Raw genomic sequence first — 18,262 nt, 5'->3', positions numbered from 1 at the left:
CGAGGCGGCGGCATGACCATCCCCCTGCTGCTCCTCGGAGCGGCATTCCTGTTGATCCTCGCCAACGGCTTCTTCGTGGCGGCCGAGTTCGGTCTCGTCACGGTGGAGCGCCCCGACGCCGAGAAGGCCGCGGCCGAGGGCGACCGACGGGCCCGTACCGTCGTCAATTCCCTCAAGGAGCTGTCCTTCCAGCTCTCCGGCACACAGCTCGGCATCACCATCACCTCGCTGGTCGTCGGCATGCTCGCCGAACCGGCGCTCGCCGAGCTGCTGCACGGCCCGTTCACCGCCGTCGGCATCCCCGAGGGCGCTGTGTCCGGGGTCGCCGTGGTGGTCGGCATGCTGCTGGCCTCGGCCGTGCAGATGGTGATCGGCGAACTCGTGCCCAAGAACTGGGCGGTGTCCAAGCCCCTGCAGGTCGCGCGGTTCGTCGCGGGCCCGCAGCACGCCTTCTCGACCCTGTTCCGGCCGGTGATCGCCGGGCTGAACTCCGTCGCCAACCGGCTCGTGCGGGCGCTGGGCGTGGAGCCCACCGCGGAGCTGGCCTCCGCCCGCACACCCGGTGAGCTCGTCTCCCTGGCGCGGCACTCGGCCCGGGCCGGCGCCCTGGAGCAGGACACCGCCGACCTGTTCGTACGTACGCTCTCGCTGGCCGACCTCACCGCGCAGCACGTCATGACCCCCCGGGTGAAGGTCAGCGCCCTGCAGTCCTCCGCGACCGCCGAGGACGTCGTCAACCTCACCCGTGCCACCGGCCTCTCCCGCTTCCCCGTCTACCGGGAGCGGATCGACGAGATCGTCGGCATGGCCCACCTGAAGGACGCCCTCGCCGTGCCCTCGCACGACCGGCTGCGCACACCGGTCACCAGAATCGCCCAGGCCCCGCTGCTCGTCCCGGAGACGCTGCCCGTGCAGCCCCTCCTGGAGCGGCTGCGCAACGAGCAGCCCATCGCCGTGGTCGTCGACGAGTACGGCGGCACGGCCGGTGTCGTCACCCTGGAGGACATCGTCGAGGAACTCGTCGGCGAGGTCCGCGACGAGCACGACGGACAGGACGTACCGGAACTCGCCGCGGCACCGCCCGAGGACGGCCGGCCCGCCTGGGACGCCGACGGCAGCTGCCGCGTCGACCTCCTCCAGCGCATCGGTCTGGACGTCCCCGAGGGCCCGTACGAGACGGTCGCGGGCCTCGTCGCCGACCTGCTCGGACGTATCCCGGCGCCCGGCGACCGGGCCGAACTGCCGGGCTGGCGTCTTTCGGTGCGCCAGGTCGGGCACTACCGGGCCGAGCGGGTCCGGCTCGTCAGGACCTCCGCCGCCGGGTCCGACGCGGGGTCCGTCGCTGTTCCCGGCCCCGCTTTCGCTCCTGTTTCCGCCGCGGTGGAGGCCGTCCGATGAGCGTGATCCAACTCCTGTTCGCCGGCCTGCTCGTACTCGCCAACGGGTTCTTCGTCGGCGCCGAGTTCGCACTGGTCTCCGTACGGCGCAGCCAGATCGAACCGCTCGGCACGGCACGCGCCCGGCAGGTCATGTACGGCCTGGAGAACCTGCCGCACATGATGGCCGCCGCGCAGTTCGGCATCACCATGTGCTCGCTGACGCTCGGCGCGGTCGCCGAGCCCACCGTGGCGCACCTCCTGGAGCCGGTCTTCCACGTCGTGCACCTTCCCGAGGGCATGATCCACCCGCTCGGGTACGTCATAGCCCTCGCCGCGGTGGTCTTCCTCCACCTGGTGGTCGGCGAGATGCTGCCGAAGAACCTGGCGATGGCCGCCCCCGAGAAGACCGCGCTGTGGCTCAGCCCCGGTCTGGTCGCCTTCGCCCGGCTGTGCAAGCCGGTCACCGTGGGCCTCGACGCCTGCGCCCGCGTCATCCTGAAGCTCTTCCGCGTCGAGCCCAGGGACGAGGTCGAGGCGGTCTTCACCAGCGAGCAGCTCAACCGGCTCGTCGAGGACGCCGGCCAGGCCGGTCTCCTCGACCCTGCGGAGCAGGAGCGCCTGGAGGACGCCCTGGAGCTGGGCTCCCGCCCGGTCACGGACGTCCTCCTGAGCCGCGAGTCGCTGGTCAGCGTGGGCCCTTCGGTCACGCCGGGCCAGGTCGTCGCGCTCACCGCCCGCACCGGGTACTCGCGTTTCCCGGTGGTCGCGGAGAACGGCGCCGTCATGGGCTATCTGCACGTGAAGGACGTACTCGACCTGGAGGAGTCCGAGCGGGCGGTGCCGCAGCAGATCTGGCGCCCCATGACGACCCTCAGCGCCGAACTTCCGCTGGACGACGCCCTGACCGTGATGCGCCGCGCCGCGACGCACCTCGCGCAGGTCGCCGACGCGTCCGGACGGGTGCTCGGCCTGGTTGCCCTGGAGGACGTACTGGAGCTGCTGGTGGGAGAGGTACGGGACCCGGCGCACCGGGATTCCGGGGCGGTACGGGTCAGCGAGCCCCGCTCCGAGGTTCCGGACCCCTCGGAGACGCCGCAGCAGGCTCTGGCCAGCTGACGCAGTGAGACCCGCGCCCCTTGTCTTGCAGGGGCGCGGGTCTGTGACATGTGCGGCTCCGCCGCGGGGCGCGACAAGCCACGACGGCGCCGCACCCGCGAGACGACACCAGGCTGCCGAGCTCGTGGGCGCACCCGTGGCTACCCGCCCGAGGGATCCTGGGGCCCCCGCCCCGACAACACCTCTCCGTACGCCTGCATCAGATCGGCCAGCCGCAGCGTGGACAGATCGTCCCGGGTGAGATGCCCCGGATATCCCGACAGCCGCAAATCACGATACGCACAGCTCTTCTCGTACAGCGTCCGCAGGAAACGCCCGTTGCCGAGTTCGTCGATCCACCCCTGGTCCACGACGTGACCGCTGATGGAGCGCAGCTCGTCGAGCGTTTCCTCGTCCCACACGTCGCCGTTCTCCGCGGCCAGCACCTCGCCGATCGAGGTGAGCTCGAGAGGGCGGTACGAGGGGAAGTCGACGCGGGTCGTGAAGCGGGACGACAGACCGGGGTTGGCGGCCAGCAGGCGGTCCATGCCCTCCGGGTAACCCGCGAGGATCACCACCAGGTGGTCGCGGTTGTCCTCGGCGCGTTTGAGCAGGACCTGCAGCGCCTCGTCGCCGTACGCGTCGCCCTTGCCGTAGCCCGAGTTGGAGAGCGAGTAGGCCTCGTCGACGAAGAGCACCCCGCCGATCGCCGAGTCGATCAGCTCGTTGGCCTTCACGGCGGTCTGGCCGAGATACTCGCCCACCAGGTCGGCGCGCTGGGCCTCGACGAGGTGGTCGCCGCCGAGCAGGCCGAGCGCGTAGAAGACCCGGCCGAGAATGCGGGCCACGGTGGTCTTGCCGGTGCCGGAGGGGCCGGAGAACACGAAGTGCCGCTTCGGCGGCTGGACCGGCAGGCCCTGACCGGCGCGCAGCCGTGCCATGTTCAACTGCGCCGAGAGCGCTTTGACCTGGCGCTTCACGGGTTCGAGGCCGACCATGCGCTCCAGCTCGGAGAGTGCCTCTTCGAGCAGCGCGGGATCGGTGGGTCCGGTCGGCAGATGCGGTGGCACCACCGGCACGATGGCCTTCTCGCGGACCCGGTCCGACTCGGACGCCCGTGGCGTGCCGGGCGGCGGCAGGCCGGGCTCCGACAACTTCAGGTCCCGGCCCTCCGCGCCGAACAGCGGGTCGACGCCGTCGGGGCCGTCCAGCATGTCCTGACCGACCCCGGTGAGCGTGATCGCCGCGAGGTCGGCCGTCTCGTCGTACCCGTCGCCCTCGGAGATCGCCGCGAGCCGGGCCGAGGTGTCCATGAACGCCGGGTCGACCCGGTGCACCGCCCGGTACAGGGGGAGAGCCGCCGCGGAGCGGCCCGTGCCCTCGTGCGCCCGCGCCAGCCAGTACCGCAGCTCCTTGCGCTGCGGCTGCTCGCTGCGACAGCGCATCAGCGCGGACGACAACAGCGGCTCGGCCTGCCCGTACATCTCCAGGCGTACCCGAGCCATACCGCCGAACAGGCCCGCCTCGATGCCCAGCATCGGATCGTCGATCAGGGGATCCGTGTGCCGGACCAACTGCTCCCAGTCCTTGACGAGATAGGCGCGGCAGGCGTGCAGGAACCGGACCTGGGGATCAGTGTCCACCGGGGGCAGGCCCGCCAACGCCCGGTCCAGCTCCGGGACATGACGCCCGTCGAGCCAGTGGGAGGAGTGCGCGAGCAGCAGATCCCGGGGCGACTCCAGGACAGGTTGTACCCACCAGCCCAGCCAGTACCAGGAGTTGAGTGTGCGCCGATGGCGGGTGCGCTGCTCCCCGAAGCGGTCCCGGTGCCGGAACATCCGGAGCAGCGCGGTCGTCGTGTCGATGCGCAGTGCGTGCAGCCCGAGCCAGCCGTCCGCCATTCCCGGATCCATCCGGACCGCGGCGCGGAACTCCTCCTCCGCCTGCGGATAGGCCCCCATCGTGTAGGCGTCCACACCTCGCAGCCAGGCGAGGTCGGCCGGGGCCTCGGGGCCCTGCGTGCCGAAGTCCATCACGTCCCCCACAAACCGTGCCCCCGTTGATCACCGGGCGGGCCGGTGCCCGTCGGCAGTCTTCGTCGAACCGCTGTGCTGCGGACGGGAGTTGCGCGCGGTGCGGAGAGCAGCCGTCCGAAGGTCGCACCAGAGGCATCGTACCTGCGGGGGAGCACCGCGCCGTAGGGTGCCGCACGACGGGTTCTTCGAGGTGGGAGCAGACGGGACGCCTCAGGGTGGTTACTGAGGGTGAGTGAATTACGCCTCGGAGCGTCCGGAAAGCGCCAGGAGACAGAACGAAGCCCCCGATCACGGGGGAACAACCGGGGGCTTCGCGCCTCTGAGGCGGCCCCAAAAGGCCGCGTATTGAGAACGTAAGACCTGTACGGCCTGTCGGTCAAGCCGAGTTGAGGTACTCGGGCAACTTCTCGGACAGGGGCCTTCACGAAATCACCATACAGCCGCCGGTCCGTCACGGTCAGTGACGGTCGATTCCTTCGCCGGCGTCCCGGTGGCTCCCGGGAGTACCTCATATCCGTCTGAACACTGCCGTACCAGAAAGTCGGCGAACGGTTTCGAGGGGTCTTCGGCGAAGTGCCGGCGCTCCGCGGAAACCCACCCTTCCCAGAAGTCGCTCTGGGCCGGACCGTCCCGCCGGTGCCCGCGCTCCCATGCGGCCTCGTGGGTCAGGTCCATCCACAGCAGCCCCGCCAGACGCGGCCGCAGCGCACGACGTCCCGCACCGACCCCCTCGACGAGGATCACCGGCGCGGGCGGCAGGCCGCGGGCCGGCCCGAGGTCGCGCAGCTGCCAGTCGTACGGGCGATAGCGCGCGGTCTCCCCTCGCTCCAGGGGCTCGACGACGTCCCGGAGCAGTCGCCCCGTCCACGCGAAGAGTTCCTCGTGTGTGGCGATGTCGTCCAGGTGCAGCACAGGGGCGCCGCCCAGCGACCCGGCCAGACACTCCGCGAACGTGGTCTTGCCGGAACCCGCGTGGCCGTCGACGCCGACGAGCCGGACGGAGCCGCAGGAGGGCGGCAGCCGGTGCAGCCGGTGGGCGAGCGCGTGGACGTGAATGGGGGTTCCTGGACGCTGGGGATATGTATGTGTTCCGGAGGAACACTACCGGGCCCGACACAGGGCGGATCAGGTGAAGGAGCCCGTTGCCGGCCCCGGATCGATCACTGGTCTTGGCCAATATTGGTCGGCGCCGCAACACCCGAAGTGCTGGCAGAAGCCGTGATCGAGTTCCATAGTGGGGTCATAGTTGGGCCAGCCCGTTCCGGACACCTGGGGGTCTCCCGTCCATGACCAGAGCTGAACAGCCTTCCCGTAGAACCGTCCTGGCCGCGGCGGTGGCCGCGGCCACCGCCGGAGCGGCGAGCCCGGCCGGCGCCGCGGAAGCGACGGCCCGCCCCGCGAAAGCCCCGGCCGCCGCTCCGTCGAAAGCACCTTCCGGCCTCGTGGACAACCATGCCTGGATCTCGTACACCGACTGGCGGGGTGGTACCGCGGAAGGGACCCGTGCCGTGTCCGGGGCGCGCCCGGGCCTGGAGATCAGTACCCCCCGAGGCAGCAGCGCCTATCAGGACCCGCACACCGGCACGACCGCCACCTGGGAGTACGCGCGCTGGACCTCCCCCGTCCACCGCCTCGCCGTCCCCTCCACCGAGGTCATCGCCTCCTGGAACGCGCGGACCCCGGCGGGCACCTGGCTGCAGATCGAGCTGACGGGCACGTACTCCGACGGCACCAACGCGCCCTGGTACGTGATGGGCCGCTGGGCGGCGGGCGACCGGGACATCAGGCGGACCTCGGTGGACGACCAGAGCGACGGCAAGAGCAGCGTCTGGACGGACACCTTCGCCATCGACGACGTGGCCTCGGGGCTGCGCCTGCAGTCGTACCGGCTGCGGCTGACCCTGTACCGCAAGCCCGGGACCAAGGCGACACCGACCGTCTGGCGGCTCGGCGCGATGGGCTCCGACGTCCCGGACCGCTTCACCGTCCCGGCGTCGGCGCCCGGTCTCGCGCGGGAGCTGAGGGTGCCGCGCTACTCGCAGGAGATCCACGCGGGCCAGTACCCCGAGTACGACAACGGCGGCGAGGCCTGGTGCAGCCCCACCTCCTCCCAGATGATCATCGAGTACTGGGGGCGGAAACCCACGGCCAAGGACTTGGCCTGGGTCAAACCCGAGTACGCCGACCCGCAGGTGTGCCACGCGGCACGGTTCACCTTCGACTACCAGTACGACGGCTGCGGCAACTGGCCCTTCAACGCGGCGTACGCGGCCACGTACAAGGATCTTCAAGGCGTGGTGACGCGGCTCGGCTCGCTCACCGACCTGGAGACGCTGATCGCCGCCGGTGTCCCGGTCATAACGTCCCAGTCGTTCCTCGAGTCCGAGCTGACGGGCGCGGGGTACGGCACGGCCGGGCACCTGATGACGGTCATCGGCTTCACCGCCGGCGGCGACGTGATCGCCAACGACCCGGCCTCGCCCGACGACAACGCGGTACGGCGTGTCTACAAGCGGCGCGAGTGGGAAAATATCTGGCTCCGCACGAAGAGGTACAACGCCGCCGGGAAGGTCGTCTCCGGCACCGGCGGGGTCTGCTACCTCTACTTCCCGGCCAGTCCCACGGCCCGCCAGCGCGAGGCCCTGGCGAAGGTGGGCGTTCGCTGAGCACGCGTGCCGGTACGGCCCAGGGGCGGCTCCTCGCGCGCAGAGCGCAGAGGGGCCGCCCCTGTGATGCATGCCATACCGCCCTGTCGCGCCCGCCCCCCACGCCCGCCCGTCAGGCGTGACCAAGCTCTCCCCCGCAAAAGCCCGATCCGGTGTCAAGGTGGACGGACCGGTCGGGGGGAGTCCGTCGAAACCGGTGGGGGGGCCATCGAAAGTCGACCGTGAGCGAGCTGCCATGACCACGACCTCTGCCACCGCCGGACGCGTCCGTGCCCGTACGGGCGGCCCCAGGGACGACGGGCCGAAGATCTTCGAGCACGTCATGGGCTGGACCTTCGTACTGGTGCTCGCGATGTTCGTGACCCAGCTCGGCCTGGTCTGACGGGGCGGGGCCGGCCGATCGGCCGACCTCGCCCCAAGTCCCGTACAGGCGCTGCTAGTTGATCGCCCTGATCAGTTCGCCGTTCGACGTGTCACCGCTCAGCTCCCAGAAGAAGGTGCCGCCCAGGCCCTGCGCGTTCTTGTAGCTCATCTTCCCGGCGACGGTCGACGGGGTGTCGTAACTCCACCAGCTGTTACCGCACTTGGCGTACGCCGTGCCGCCCACCGTGCCGGTGACCGGGCACTTCGTCTTGAGCACCTTGTAGTCGTCGATGCCCTGCTCGTACGTTCCCGCCGCCGGGCCACTCGCCGTGCCGCCGGGCGTCGCCTGGGTGACTCCGGTCCAGCCGCGCCCGTAGAAGCCGATGCCGAGCAGCAGCTTCGAGGCCGGGACGCCCATGCCCTTGAGCTTGGCGATCGTCGCGGAGGTGTGGAAGCCGGCCTTCGGGATTCCCGTGTAGGAGTTCAGTGCCGAGTGCGGAGCCGTGGGGCCTGTCGCGTCCCAGGCACCGAAGAAGTCGTACGTCATCGGGTTGTACCAGTCGACGTACTGGGCGGCGCCCGCGTAGTCCGCCGCGTCGAGCTTGCCGCCTGCGGTGGCGTCGGCCGGAATCGCCGAGGTGACCAGCGCGGAACCGCCGAACTTGGCGCGGACGGCCGACATCAGGTTCTTGTACGCGGCCTTCCCGCTGGTGTCACAGGTGAGGCCGCAGGTGTTGGGGTACTCCCAGTCGATGTCGATCCCGTCGAAGACGTCCGCCCACTTCGAGTTCTCGACCAGGTCGTAGCAGGACTGCGCGAAGGCCGCGGGGTTCCTGGCCGCCTCCGTGAAGCCCCCGGACCAGGTCCAGCCGCCGAAGGACCAGAGGACCCTGAGGTTCGGGTTCTTCTTCTTCAGCTCGCGCAGCTGGTTGAAGTTGCCGCGCAGCGGCTGGTCCCAGGTGTCCGCGACCCCGTCGACCGACTCGGCCGCGGTGTGGGTCCGCTCGGTGGCCGCGTAGTTGTCGCCCATCGCGCACTTGCCGCCGGTGACGTTGCCGAAGGCGTAGTTGATGTGCGTCAGCTTGGCCGCGGAGCCGGACGTCTGGATGTTCTTGACCAGGTATTTCCGGTCGTAGGTCCCCCATTCGGTGAAGTAGCCGACGACCTTGGATCCGGCCACCTCGGGGGTGGCCGTCGTGGGAGAGGACGCCGTGGGGGTGGCGGTCTTCCCGGTCGTACCGGCCGCGGTGGCCGTGCCCGCGCCGGCGAGCAGCCCCGCGCCGAGGACGGCGCAACAAGCGGCGGACAGGAGCGCCCGGAACCGGAGGCGGGGGCGCAGTGAGGTGAGCATCGGATCTCCTCGTGGGGGAGAGGGGAAACAGCGTCGATTGGCATGAACGCGGTGAAGCGTTGGAGCGAAACAGTAGGAGGACTAGACCAGTTGGTCAATGGTTCGTACCAATCGGTCCATGGATTCTTTACTCTTGAGTAAGCGGTCGTTAACTGGTGACTCGATGCCACCGATCGGGCATACTCACTGCGCACAGCCGCTGATCAGCCGCTTCCGAGACCCGGAGACGCGAGCATCGCCTGTGACCAGTGAGACCCGGCGGGGCAGCCCCATCCAGGTGTGCGTTCGCCGATGTGCCCGACAGGGAGGAGAGCGTCACCATGCCTGACCGCGCCCCGCAGCCGGTGGACCGTCAACTGCCCACGGACGAGGCCCGGGATCTGATCTCGCTCGTCCGTGACATCGCGCAGCGTGAGATCGCCCCGAAGGCTGCCGGGGAGGAGGACGCCGGACACTTCCCGCGCGAGACCTTCACCCTGCTCTCGGAGTCGGGACTGCTCGGCCTTCCCTACGGCGTCGAGTACGGCGGCGGAGGCCAGCCGTACGAGGTCTATCTGCAGGTGCTCGAAGAACTCGCCGCGGCTCGCCTCACCGTGGGCCTCGGGGTCAGCGTGCACTCACTCGCCTGCCACGCCCTCGCCAACTACGGCACCAAGGAGCAGCGGGCCGAGCACCTCCCGAAGATGCTCGGCGGCGGTCTCCTGGGGGCCTACTGTCTCTCCGAGCCCGCGTCCGGCTCGGACGCGGCGTCGCTGCGTACGAAGGCTGTACGGGACGGCGGGGGATCGTGGGTGCTCACCGGTACCAAGGCCTGGATCACACACGGCGGGGTCGCCGACTTCTGTACCGTGCTCGCGCGGACCGGCGGCGAGGGGGCGCGGGGCATCACGGCGTTCCTGGTGCCCGGTGACGCCGAGGGGCTGAGCGCCGCGGCGCCCGAGAAGAAGATGGGCATGAAGGGCTCGCCCACCGCCCAGGTCCACTTCGACGGGGTGCGGATCTCCGACGACCGGCGCATCGGCGAGGAGGGGCAGGGCTTCGCGGTCGCCCTGTCCGCGCTGGACTCCGGCCGGCTCGGCATCGCGGCGTGCGCCGTCGGAGTCGCCCAGGCCGCGCTGGACGAGGCGGTCGCCTACGCCACGGGACGCGAGCAGTTCGGCCGGCCGATCGCGGACTTCCAGGGCCTGCGCTTCATGCTCGCGGACATGGCGACGCGGATCGAGGCGGGGCGCTCGCTGTACCTCACCGCGGCACGGCTGCGTGACGCGGGACGGCCCTTCGCCAGGCAGGCGGCCATGGCGAAGCTGTTCTGCACCGATGCCGCGATGCAGGTCACCATCGACGCCGTGCAGGTGCTCGGCGGATACGGCTACACCGCTGACTTCCCTGTCGAGCGGTACATGCGCGAGGCCAAGGTGCTGCAGATCGTCGAGGGCACCAACCAGATCCAGCGGATGGTCATCGCCCGTCACCTCGCGGGTCCCGAGTCGCGCTGAACCGTCCGTACCCGTACAACGCCGAAGGGGTCACCAGCCTCGCCCACTCCGCGTCGTGGAGGCCCGGCAGGGTCCGGCCGAGGTCGGACCACGCGCGGACCATGGCGCGGTAGATGGGAGGGTCCGGGGGCTGGGGAGATACGTGGGGCTTCCGTGGCAGTTGAGTCACCCGCGTCCATCGTGTCTCCTGTGGCCACTGTGTCTCTTGGGACCTCTGGTTCATCTGGGCCCCTTGGGTCCCTTGGGTTCCTTGGATCCAGTGAGTCCCGTGAATCCCCTGGGTCCCTTGACCTCCTTGGGAAAGCGCTTCCGCGAAGGGGGGAAAATATCCGCGGCGACGGCCCGTCTCCGGGTATGTGTCCGCGTATGTCCCTGTGTAGGTCTCTGAGTACGTATGGGTCATACCGGGCCAACGCGCCACGGGGCGGGCAGGTCACCGATGGGCTGATTCGCCTGTGAGTTCGCGGGTGCTCGGGCCCGGGGTCAGAGGGCCCCGGGGCTCCCGGGCTCTGGCCCCCCGCGGTCTTCTGACGTACCGTCAACTCCGCCGCCACGGCCCGCCCCGTCTCTCCGCTCCGCGGGCGGCGTCCGCACCGCGTGCCCCGGGAGGCAGCCGATGCCCGACGACCGTCCCGTAGCTCTCGACGAGTACCCCGTGCACCAGGTCCCCCTGTCGATGAAGCACGTGGCGACAGGGGACCGGAACGCCTACGACCGGTGCATCTTCCACGTCTTCGACCACCGGGGCCGGGCGCTGCTCGTCCTCGGGCTCGGGGTGTACCCGAACGTCGGCGTCATCGACGCGTACGCGACCCTGCGCGTCGGTGACACCCTGCACGCCGTGCGCGCCTCGGACGCGCTGGACGACGACACCCGGATGAAGCAGGCCGTCGGCCCGCTCCGGATCCTCGTCGAACGCCCCCTGAAGGACTTCGTCCTGAGCTGCGCGGCCGACCCCGACGACCCGGACGGACTGTCGTACGAGATCAACTGGTCCGCGGACTTTCCCGCACTGTGGGAACCGCATCACCTGCAACGCAGGGGCGCCCGCCTCACATTGGAGGGCAGGCGCTTCGTCCAGGCGGGCCGGTGCGACGGCTGGATCCGGGTCGCGGGGGAGGAGATACGGTTGTCCGGCGACGGCTGGACCGGCACGCGCGACCGCAGTTGGGGCACGCGCCCGCTCCCCGGCGAGGAGGGCGGCCGGTTGGCCGAGGAACACCGGACCGAGGGCTTCCACTGGCTCTGGTGCCCCGTCCGCTTCGAGGAGCGCTTCCTGATGGTCGTCACCCAGGAGGACGCCGACGGCTACCGGACCCTGAACGACGCGACGCTCGTACAGGACGGACAGCGGGACCGCCAACTCGGCTGGCCGCAGGCCGAGATCAGTTACCGGAGCGGCACCCGTCACCCGGAGCGGGCGACCATCCACCTCGGAGATCCCCGCAAGCCGCTCGAACTGGGCGCCGAGATCCTGGCCTCCTCCCCACTCGCCGTCGGCGCGGGCTACCCGCCCGCCGAGGACTGGCAGCACGGCACCTGGCAGGGCAGGAACTGGACCGACCGCCGCACGTACGACCTCTCCGACCCGGCCGCTCTCGGGCTCGCCGCGTACGGAGTGACCGACCACGCGGCCCGCTTCACCCTCGACGGGCAGCGGGGCTACGGGATCTTCGAGCACGGCTCGTTCGGGCGGCACGACCCGAGCGGGTTCACCGGTTTCGACTCGGTCGCGCCGTGACGCAGGCTCTGAGGGAGTGGTGACATGGCGACGGCACCCCGTCCCCGTACGACGACCCGTGACCCCGACGCGCTGGCACGACGGCTGACCGCCTGGCTCGCCGGCCGGCTGCCCGGCGCCGAGGCGGTCCACGTCCGCGTCCCCGAGTCCAACGGACTGTCGAGCGAGACCCTGCTCTTCGACATCGAACACCCCGAACCCCCGTTGCGTGCCTGCGCGTTGAGGCTCGCGGCGGACCCGGCGGCGTACACCGTGTTCCCGGTCTACGACCTGCCGCGTCAGTACCGCACGATGCGGCTGGTGGCCGAGCACACGGACGTTCCGGTGCCGCGCGTGCTGTGGCTGGAGGAGGACCCGGGGCCGCTCGGGGCGCCCTTCTTCGTCATGGAGCGCGTCGAAGGCCGCGTGCCGCCCGACGTCATGCCCTACACGTACGAAGGGAACTGGCTGCACGCGGCGACCGACGCCGAGCGCGATCGGCTGGAGGCGGCTTCGGTCGGGCTCCTCGCCCGGCTGCACGACCAGGCCCCGGTGAAGGAAGCCGGGTTCCTCGCGGCGCCCGGCTCCGGCAGCCCTCTGCGACGTCACGTGGAGGCCCAACATGCCTACTACGAATGGGTGATTGACGGGCTGTCACGCTCGCCCCTCATCGAGCACGCCTTCGACCGGCTCGACGCACTCTGGCCGCGGGACGAGGGCGAAACGGCGCTCAGCTGGGGTGATGCGCGCATCGGAAACGTCATCTACGACGGCTTCGAACCCGCCGCCGTTCTCGACTGGGAGATGGCGGCGCTGGGCCCGCGCGAGGTCGACCTCGGCTGGATGATCTACCTGCACCGCTTCTTCCAGGACCTCACGGTGAGCTTCGGGCAGCACGGTCTGCCGGGCTTCCTGCACCGGGACCGGCTGGAGGCGCGCTACGCCCGGCTCACCGGCCACACACCGCGGGACATGGACTTCCACATCCTGTACGCGGCTCTGCGGCACGCCGTCGTCATGCTGCGCGTCGCCTACCGGCAGGTGCACTTCGGTGAGGCGGCCGTTCCCGCGGACCCGGACACCCTGATCCTGCACCACGACAGCCTGCGAGCCATGGTGCAGGGCAGTTACGGGAACTGAGGGCCCCGAGCGGCAGGGACCGGGCCGGACCGGGGCGTGTCGGACGCGCCGCAGAAGCGCTCAGGCGGCCTCGGACCGCATCACCGGCACCCGCAGAGGCCGTGAGCCGACGCCGCCGACGTGCGAGAAGGGCTGGGTCCGCCAGTCGAGGCCCTGGGGGAGCGTCAACAGCAGAGCGGTGTCCTGCTCCTGGACCTCGAGCGTCTCGTCCGCGGGCCGGGCGTCGGCCGCCGCGCGGCCCGTACCGGCGCAGACCGTGAGCCCGAAGGGGTTCCACGGCGACGCGCAGAGCGCGTGCTCCGGCAGGCTCTCCTCGTCCGCCAGGAGCGCGATGGGCTGAGTGCAGTCCGGGCAGATCACCCGGTACATCTCGAAGGTGTCGTACGCGTCGAGCTCCTCGCCGTCCAGGGCGTCCGGTTCGACGCCCTCCGGCTGGGGCTCGACGACCGGCTGCTGCCGCTTGGGCGCGGAACGACCAGGACGCTTCAGACTCTGCATGGGCTACTCCCCCTGTGGTGGGCCGACGAGGCACTGCGACCTCGGCCACAGCAAGCACTTCCCGTCCCGTCTCCGCGGTAATCACGAGAACATCACGGAAGCCTCCGGCTTCATGTGGCGTTCGTCACATGCCGCCCGCAGGTGCCCGCCGGCCTCCGCAGGTGTCCGACCCGGTCGGCCGCCGAGTACCCGGCGGGATCAAGGGCACTGTAGGTTCTCCGCCATGGAGGAGCTGGACCGCCACATCGTGCAGCTGCTCGTCGAAGACGGGCGGATGAGCTACACCGACCTGGGCAAGGCCACGGGCCTGTCCACGTCGGCCGTGCACCAGCGGGTGCGCCGGCTGGAGCAGCGCGGCGCCATCCGCGGCTACGCCGCGGTCGTCGACCCGGAGGCCGTGGGACTGCCGCTGACCGCCTTCATCTCGGTGAAACCCTTCGACCCCAGCGCTCCGGACGACATCGCCGAACGCCTGGCCGGCGTCCCGGAGATCGAGGCCTGCCACAGCGTCGCCGGCGACGAGAACTACATCCTCAAGGTCCGCGTCTCGACACCGCACGAGCTGGAGGAGCTCCTCGCGCGCGTGCGCACGCTGGCAGGGGTGTCCACCCGGACGACGGTGGTCCTCTCGACGCCGTACGAGGCACGGCCGCCGAAGATCTGACGGCTGCCCCCTTGTGCCGGGACGGTGCCGGGACCCGCGCGCCGGGCGGTCCCGCCGAGGGGCGAGACTGTTCCCCATGAGTGACAGCACCACCGACCCCGAGCCGGACCGCGCCCCCTCAGGGGCGCCGCGCACGACACCGCCCGGCCAGGACGACGGTTCCGGCGGAGCGCTGACCGTGCTGCTGCGCGGCGGGGAAGTCCACAGCCCCGCCGACCCGTTCGCCACCGCGATGGTCGTGGAACGCGGACAGGTCGCCTGGGTCGGCTCGGAGGGCGCCGCCGACGCGTTCTCGGACGGCGTCGACGAGGTGGTGGACCTCGAAGGCGCACTCGTCACCCCGGCGTTCACCGACGCGCACGTGCACACCACGGCCACCGGCCTCGCCCTCACCGGCCTCGACCTCTCGGGCGCCCGCACCCTCGGCGAAGCGCTGGCCCGCGTACGGGACTTCGCGGCCTCCCGTCCCGCCGACCGCACGCTCCTCGGCCACGGCTGGGACGCCTCCCGCTGGCCCGAGCGGCGGCCCCCGCGGCGCGACGAGCTGGACGAGGCCACCGGCGGGCGCCCGCTGTACCTCAGCCGGATCGACGTCCACTCGGCCGTCGCCACCACGGCTCTGCTGGACACGGTGCCGGGCGTACGCGGGGCAGCCGGATTCCAGGACGGCGAACCGCTCACCCGCGACGCCCATCACGCCGTACGGGCCGCGGCGTTCGCGGGCGTGACCCCGCAGCAGCGCACTGAGGCCCAGCGCGCCGCCCTGCGGCACGCGGCCTCGCTCGGCATCGGATCCGTGCACGAGTGCGCGGGCCCGGAGATCTCCTCCGAGGACGACTTCACCGGACTGCTGCGGCTCGCCGCCGAGGAGGCGGGCCCCCGCGTCGTCGGTTACTGGGCCGAGCAGGACGTCGCCAAGGCCCGCGCGCTGGGAGCGGCCGGCGCCGCGGGCGACCTCTTCGTGGACGGCGCACTCGGTTCGCACACGGCCTGTCTGTACCGGCCGTACACCGACGCGGCCCACACGGGCACCGCCTACCTGGACACCGCCGCCGTCGCCGCGCATGTGGTGGCGTGCACCGAGGCGGGGCTCCAGGCGGGCTTCCACGCCATCGGGGACGCCGCTGTGGCCTCCGTGGTCGACGGCATGCGCGCAGCGGCGGAGAAGGTCGGCCTGGCCCGTGTACGCGCCGCCCGTCACCGGGTCGAGCACGCCGAGATGCTCACGCCCGAGACGATCGCCGGCTTCGCCGACCTCGGGCTCACCGCCTCCGTCCAGCCGGCCTTCGACGCGCTGTGGGGCGGCGAGGACGGCATGTACGCCGAGCGCCTGGGTGCCGAGCGGGCTCGTACGCTCAACCCGTTCGCCGCCCTGCTGCGCGCCGGCGTGCCACTCGCCTTCGGCTCGGACAGCCCCGTCACACCGCTCGACCCGTGGGGCACCGTCCGCGCCGCGGGCTTCCACCGAACGCCTGAGCACCGGGTGTCCGTCCGAGCCGCCTTCACGGCGCACACGCGGGGCGGCTGGCGGGCGGTCGGCCGGGACGACGCGGGCGTCCTGGTGCCGGGCGCGCCCGCGGACTACGCCGTGTGGCGTACCGGCGAACTCGTGGTCCAGGCCCCGGACGACCGGGTGGCCCGCTGGTCGACCGACCCCCGCTCCGGCACCCCGGGTCTGCCCGACCTGTCACCCGGCGCGAGCCTGCCCGTCTGCCTGCGCACCGTGGTGGGCGGCCGAACCGTATTCGTACGGCCGGACGAGTGATGTCCCGGGGTGGCGCGGCGCCGATCATGGTCCGACGGCCTGTCGCGCGACCTGCGTATCCTCCGCGCTGACCAGGCACTTAATGGAAAACCCGCAGGTCGAACGACTGTTGACAGTGAACGGCAGGTGGCCGGTAGGTTCGGCCGGGTCCACCACCGGACGTCCGACCGGGGAACTTCCGCGCAGTCGCCGCAGCGCAGTTGGGTCAGGGGTGGTGCGCCGCACCGGCGCACCACCACTGGGAGCCAGGCCCAGCGTCCGTGCCACGGGGCGAGGGAACGTTCCGGCCGGATGGTGTGACCCGGGTGGGGCCCGGACGCTCAGTAGACAACGGCTTTCGGTCGACCCGCAGCCAGCGGGCCCCAGGTCGGCCCGAAGGGCGCCGGGCCCCGATCCGCAGTTCCGCCCCTCCGCGGGCCCCTTTGTGGGACTTTCGAGTGGACGTCTTACCTGCGTGAGGAGATGCGCTCGCTAAGGTGGTGCCCCTCTCGCACGAAAGTCTTAAGGGGAAGCTGTGAACGACGGCGTTGGGCGACGGTTCGGTCCGCTCGGCACGACCTTGGTGATCATCCCGACCTTCAACGAGGCGGAGAACATCAAGACGATCGTCGGCCGGGTGCGGGCGGCCGTGCCCGCGGCGCACGTCCTGATCGCCGACGACAACAGCCCCGACGGCACCGGGAAGTTCGCCGACGAGCTGACCGTCGAGGACGACCAGGTCCACGTGATGCACCGCAAGGGCAAGGAGGGTCTCGGCGCCGCCTACCTCGCGGGCTTCGGCTGGGGCCTGGAGCACGGGTACGGCGTCCTGGTCGAGATGGACGCCGACGGCTCGCACCGGCCCGAGGAGCTGCCCCGGCTGCTGACCGCGCTCAAGGGCGCCGACCTGGTGCTCGGGTCCCGCTGGGTGCCGGGCGGCCGGGTGGTGAACTGGCCCAAGTCCCGTGAGTACATCTCGCGGGGCGGAAGCCTGTACTCGCGCGTTCTGCTCGACGTACCGATCCGTGACGTCACCGGCGGCTACCGGGCCTTCCGTCGCGAGACCCTGGAACGCCTCGGCCTCGACGAGGTCTCCTCGCAGGGCTACTGCTTCCAGGTCGACCTGGCCCGTCGGGCCGTCAAGGCGGGCTGTCACGTGGTGGAGGTGCCCATCACCTTCGTAGAGCGTGAGCTGGGCGACTCCAAGATGAGCCGCGACATCCTGGTGGAGGCGCTGTGGCGGGTCACCACGTGGGGCGTGGGGGAGCGGGCCGGGCGCATCCTGGGGCGCAAGAAGCCCTGAGAGCCCGCGCAAGAGACAGCCTGTGTCTGAGCCGGGTCCTGGCGCACAGGGGCCGTACAGAGGCCGCACAGGCAGAGCTGATCACTTGTTTATGCCGTACTGAGCCCTGGCCAGGCACACTGGAGGCATGACGACTGGCGCTTCCATCCCGTCCTCCTCCGCCGCCCGGCCCCGGCGCTCCAGGCTGCTGCGGTTCCTGCCGCTGGGCATGGTCGCGTGGCTCGTGCTGGAGATCTGGCTGCTCACGGTGGTGGCGGGCGCGGCGAGCGGCTTCGCGGTCTTCCTGCTGCTGGTCGCCGGTCTGGTCCTCGGCTCCGTGGTGATCAAGCGGGCCGGCCGCCGGGCCTTTCGCGCGCTGAGCGAGACGCTGCAACAGCAGCAGAGCGGCGCGCTGCCCCAGGGCAGGACCAACTCCGAGGGCAACGGCCTGATGATGCTTGGAGGCCTGCTGCTGATGCTGCCGGGCCTGATCTCCGACGCGCTCGGCTTGCTTCTCCTGGTACCGCCGGTCCAGAAGGCTCTCAGCCGTTACGCGGAGCGGACGTTCGAGCGCAAGGTGCGCGAGGCCACGGGCTCCTTCGGTGAGGCCTTCCAGCAGGCTCGTATACACCGCCCTGACGGCAAGGTCGTCCAGGGCGAGGTCGTCCGGGAGGACGCTCCGCGGGGGCAGCAGGACGACACGGGTTCGCGGCCCCCGCTGACGGGCTGACCGACGAGGACGGGCTGACCGACGGGCTGAGACACCCAGCGGCGTCCCCAGGGGCGCGGGGAACTGCGCGCCGAGTCACGGGCGGACCCGCACCGTAA

General features: G+C 71.1%; 16 protein-coding genes. 11 read left to right on the top strand and 5 right to left on the bottom strand.

Annotation, left to right across the window (positions count from 1 at the left end):
- The first annotated feature begins 12 nt into the window (after positions 1 to 12).
- Together AB0D14_RS30400 and AB0D14_RS30395 are read left to right on the top strand one after the other, a co-directional pair.
- Positions 13 to 1,398, top strand: coding sequence for a hemolysin family protein (locus AB0D14_RS30400; protein ID WP_362785494.1), 1,386 nt, complete (start codon positions 13 to 15; stop codon positions 1,396 to 1,398).
- Complete coding sequence (locus AB0D14_RS30395) at positions 1,395 to 2,495, top strand: hemolysin family protein (RefSeq protein WP_362785491.1); 1,101 nt, start codon at positions 1,395 to 1,397, stop codon at positions 2,493 to 2,495. The genes AB0D14_RS30400 and AB0D14_RS30395 overlap by 4 nt, the downstream gene beginning before the upstream one ends.
- A 140-nt stretch (positions 2,496 to 2,635) precedes the next feature.
- On the opposite strand, the gene AB0D14_RS30390 is transcribed toward AB0D14_RS30395, so the two are convergent.
- Together AB0D14_RS30390 and AB0D14_RS30385 are read right to left on the bottom strand one after the other, a co-directional pair.
- Positions 2,636 to 4,507, bottom strand: coding sequence for an AAA family ATPase (locus AB0D14_RS30390; protein WP_362785489.1), 1,872 nt, complete (start codon positions 4,505 to 4,507; stop codon positions 2,636 to 2,638).
- Positions 4,508 to 4,939: 432 nt separating this feature from the next.
- The gene (locus AB0D14_RS30385; RefSeq protein ID WP_362785596.1) at positions 4,940 to 5,566 is read right to left on the bottom strand and encodes a hypothetical protein; all 627 of its coding nucleotides are present in this window, start codon (positions 5,564 to 5,566) and stop codon (positions 4,940 to 4,942) included.
- Between the two features lie 230 nt (positions 5,567 to 5,796).
- On the opposite strand from AB0D14_RS30385, the gene AB0D14_RS30380 reads away from it, so the two are divergent.
- Positions 5,797 to 7,176 (top strand): peptidase C39 family protein, encoded by a 1,380-nt coding sequence (locus AB0D14_RS30380; RefSeq protein ID WP_362785487.1) that lies wholly within the window; start codon positions 5,797 to 5,799, stop codon positions 7,174 to 7,176.
- 235 nt (positions 7,177 to 7,411) lie between these two features.
- Positions 7,412 to 7,558: an SCO1431 family membrane protein gene (locus AB0D14_RS30375; protein ID WP_362785485.1), complete on the top strand. Its 147-nt coding sequence runs from the start codon at positions 7,412 to 7,414 to the stop codon at positions 7,556 to 7,558.
- Between the two features lie 54 nt (positions 7,559 to 7,612).
- On the opposite strand, the gene AB0D14_RS30370 is transcribed toward AB0D14_RS30375, so the two are convergent.
- Positions 7,613 to 8,890 (bottom strand): glycoside hydrolase family 18 protein, encoded by a 1,278-nt coding sequence (locus AB0D14_RS30370; protein WP_362785482.1) that lies wholly within the window; start codon positions 8,888 to 8,890, stop codon positions 7,613 to 7,615.
- Positions 8,891 to 9,210: 320 nt separating this feature from the next.
- On the opposite strand from AB0D14_RS30370, the gene AB0D14_RS30365 reads away from it, so the two are divergent.
- The gene (locus AB0D14_RS30365) at positions 9,211 to 10,386 is read left to right on the top strand and encodes an acyl-CoA dehydrogenase family protein (RefSeq protein WP_362785480.1); all 1,176 of its coding nucleotides are present in this window, start codon (positions 9,211 to 9,213) and stop codon (positions 10,384 to 10,386) included.
- Here the strand turns inward: AB0D14_RS30365 and AB0D14_RS30360 are convergent.
- The gene (locus AB0D14_RS30360) at positions 10,349 to 10,555 is read right to left on the bottom strand and encodes a hypothetical protein (protein ID WP_362785478.1); all 207 of its coding nucleotides are present in this window, start codon (positions 10,553 to 10,555) and stop codon (positions 10,349 to 10,351) included. The two genes, AB0D14_RS30365 and AB0D14_RS30360, sit on opposite strands and share 38 nt — an antisense overlap.
- 447 nt (positions 10,556 to 11,002) lie before the next feature.
- On the opposite strand from AB0D14_RS30360, the gene AB0D14_RS30355 reads away from it, so the two are divergent.
- Positions 11,003 to 12,127, top strand: coding sequence for a hypothetical protein (locus tag AB0D14_RS30355; RefSeq protein WP_362785476.1), 1,125 nt, complete (start codon positions 11,003 to 11,005; stop codon positions 12,125 to 12,127).
- Positions 12,128 to 12,151: 24 nt separating this feature from the next.
- Positions 12,152 to 13,246, top strand: coding sequence for a phosphotransferase family protein (locus AB0D14_RS30350; protein ID WP_362785473.1), 1,095 nt, complete (start codon positions 12,152 to 12,154; stop codon positions 13,244 to 13,246).
- Between the two features lie 60 nt (positions 13,247 to 13,306).
- Here the strand turns inward: AB0D14_RS30350 and AB0D14_RS30345 are convergent, their stop codons facing one another.
- The gene (locus AB0D14_RS30345; RefSeq protein WP_362785470.1) at positions 13,307 to 13,744 is read right to left on the bottom strand and encodes a hypothetical protein; all 438 of its coding nucleotides are present in this window, start codon (positions 13,742 to 13,744) and stop codon (positions 13,307 to 13,309) included.
- A gap of 223 nt (positions 13,745 to 13,967) precedes the next feature.
- On the opposite strand from AB0D14_RS30345, the gene AB0D14_RS30340 reads away from it, so the two are divergent.
- From AB0D14_RS30340 to fxsA, 4 genes are all read left to right on the top strand, one after another.
- Positions 13,968 to 14,408, top strand: a complete 441-nt coding sequence (locus AB0D14_RS30340; RefSeq protein WP_362785467.1) for an Lrp/AsnC family transcriptional regulator — start codon at positions 13,968 to 13,970, stop codon at positions 14,406 to 14,408.
- A gap of 76 nt (positions 14,409 to 14,484) precedes the next feature.
- On the top strand, positions 14,485 to 16,173 hold the full coding sequence (locus tag AB0D14_RS30335; protein WP_362785464.1) for an amidohydrolase: 1,689 nt from the start codon (positions 14,485 to 14,487) through the stop codon (positions 16,171 to 16,173).
- A 514-nt stretch (positions 16,174 to 16,687) separates the two neighbouring features.
- The gene (locus AB0D14_RS30330; protein ID WP_362785461.1) at positions 16,688 to 17,455 is read left to right on the top strand and encodes a polyprenol monophosphomannose synthase; all 768 of its coding nucleotides are present in this window, start codon (positions 16,688 to 16,690) and stop codon (positions 17,453 to 17,455) included.
- Between the two features lie 127 nt (positions 17,456 to 17,582).
- Complete coding sequence (gene fxsA, locus AB0D14_RS30325; RefSeq protein ID WP_362785458.1) at positions 17,583 to 18,164, top strand: FxsA family membrane protein; 582 nt, start codon at positions 17,583 to 17,585, stop codon at positions 18,162 to 18,164.
- The last annotated feature ends 98 nt before the right edge of the window (positions 18,165 to 18,262 follow it).

It is taken from the genome of Streptomyces sp. NPDC048484, from assembly GCF_040651415.1.
Lineage (GTDB): Bacteria > Actinomycetota > Actinomycetes > Streptomycetales > Streptomycetaceae > Streptomyces.
The sequence above is the reverse complement of the archived record's forward strand: the minus strand, read 5'-3'. Positions and strand labels throughout refer to the sequence as shown.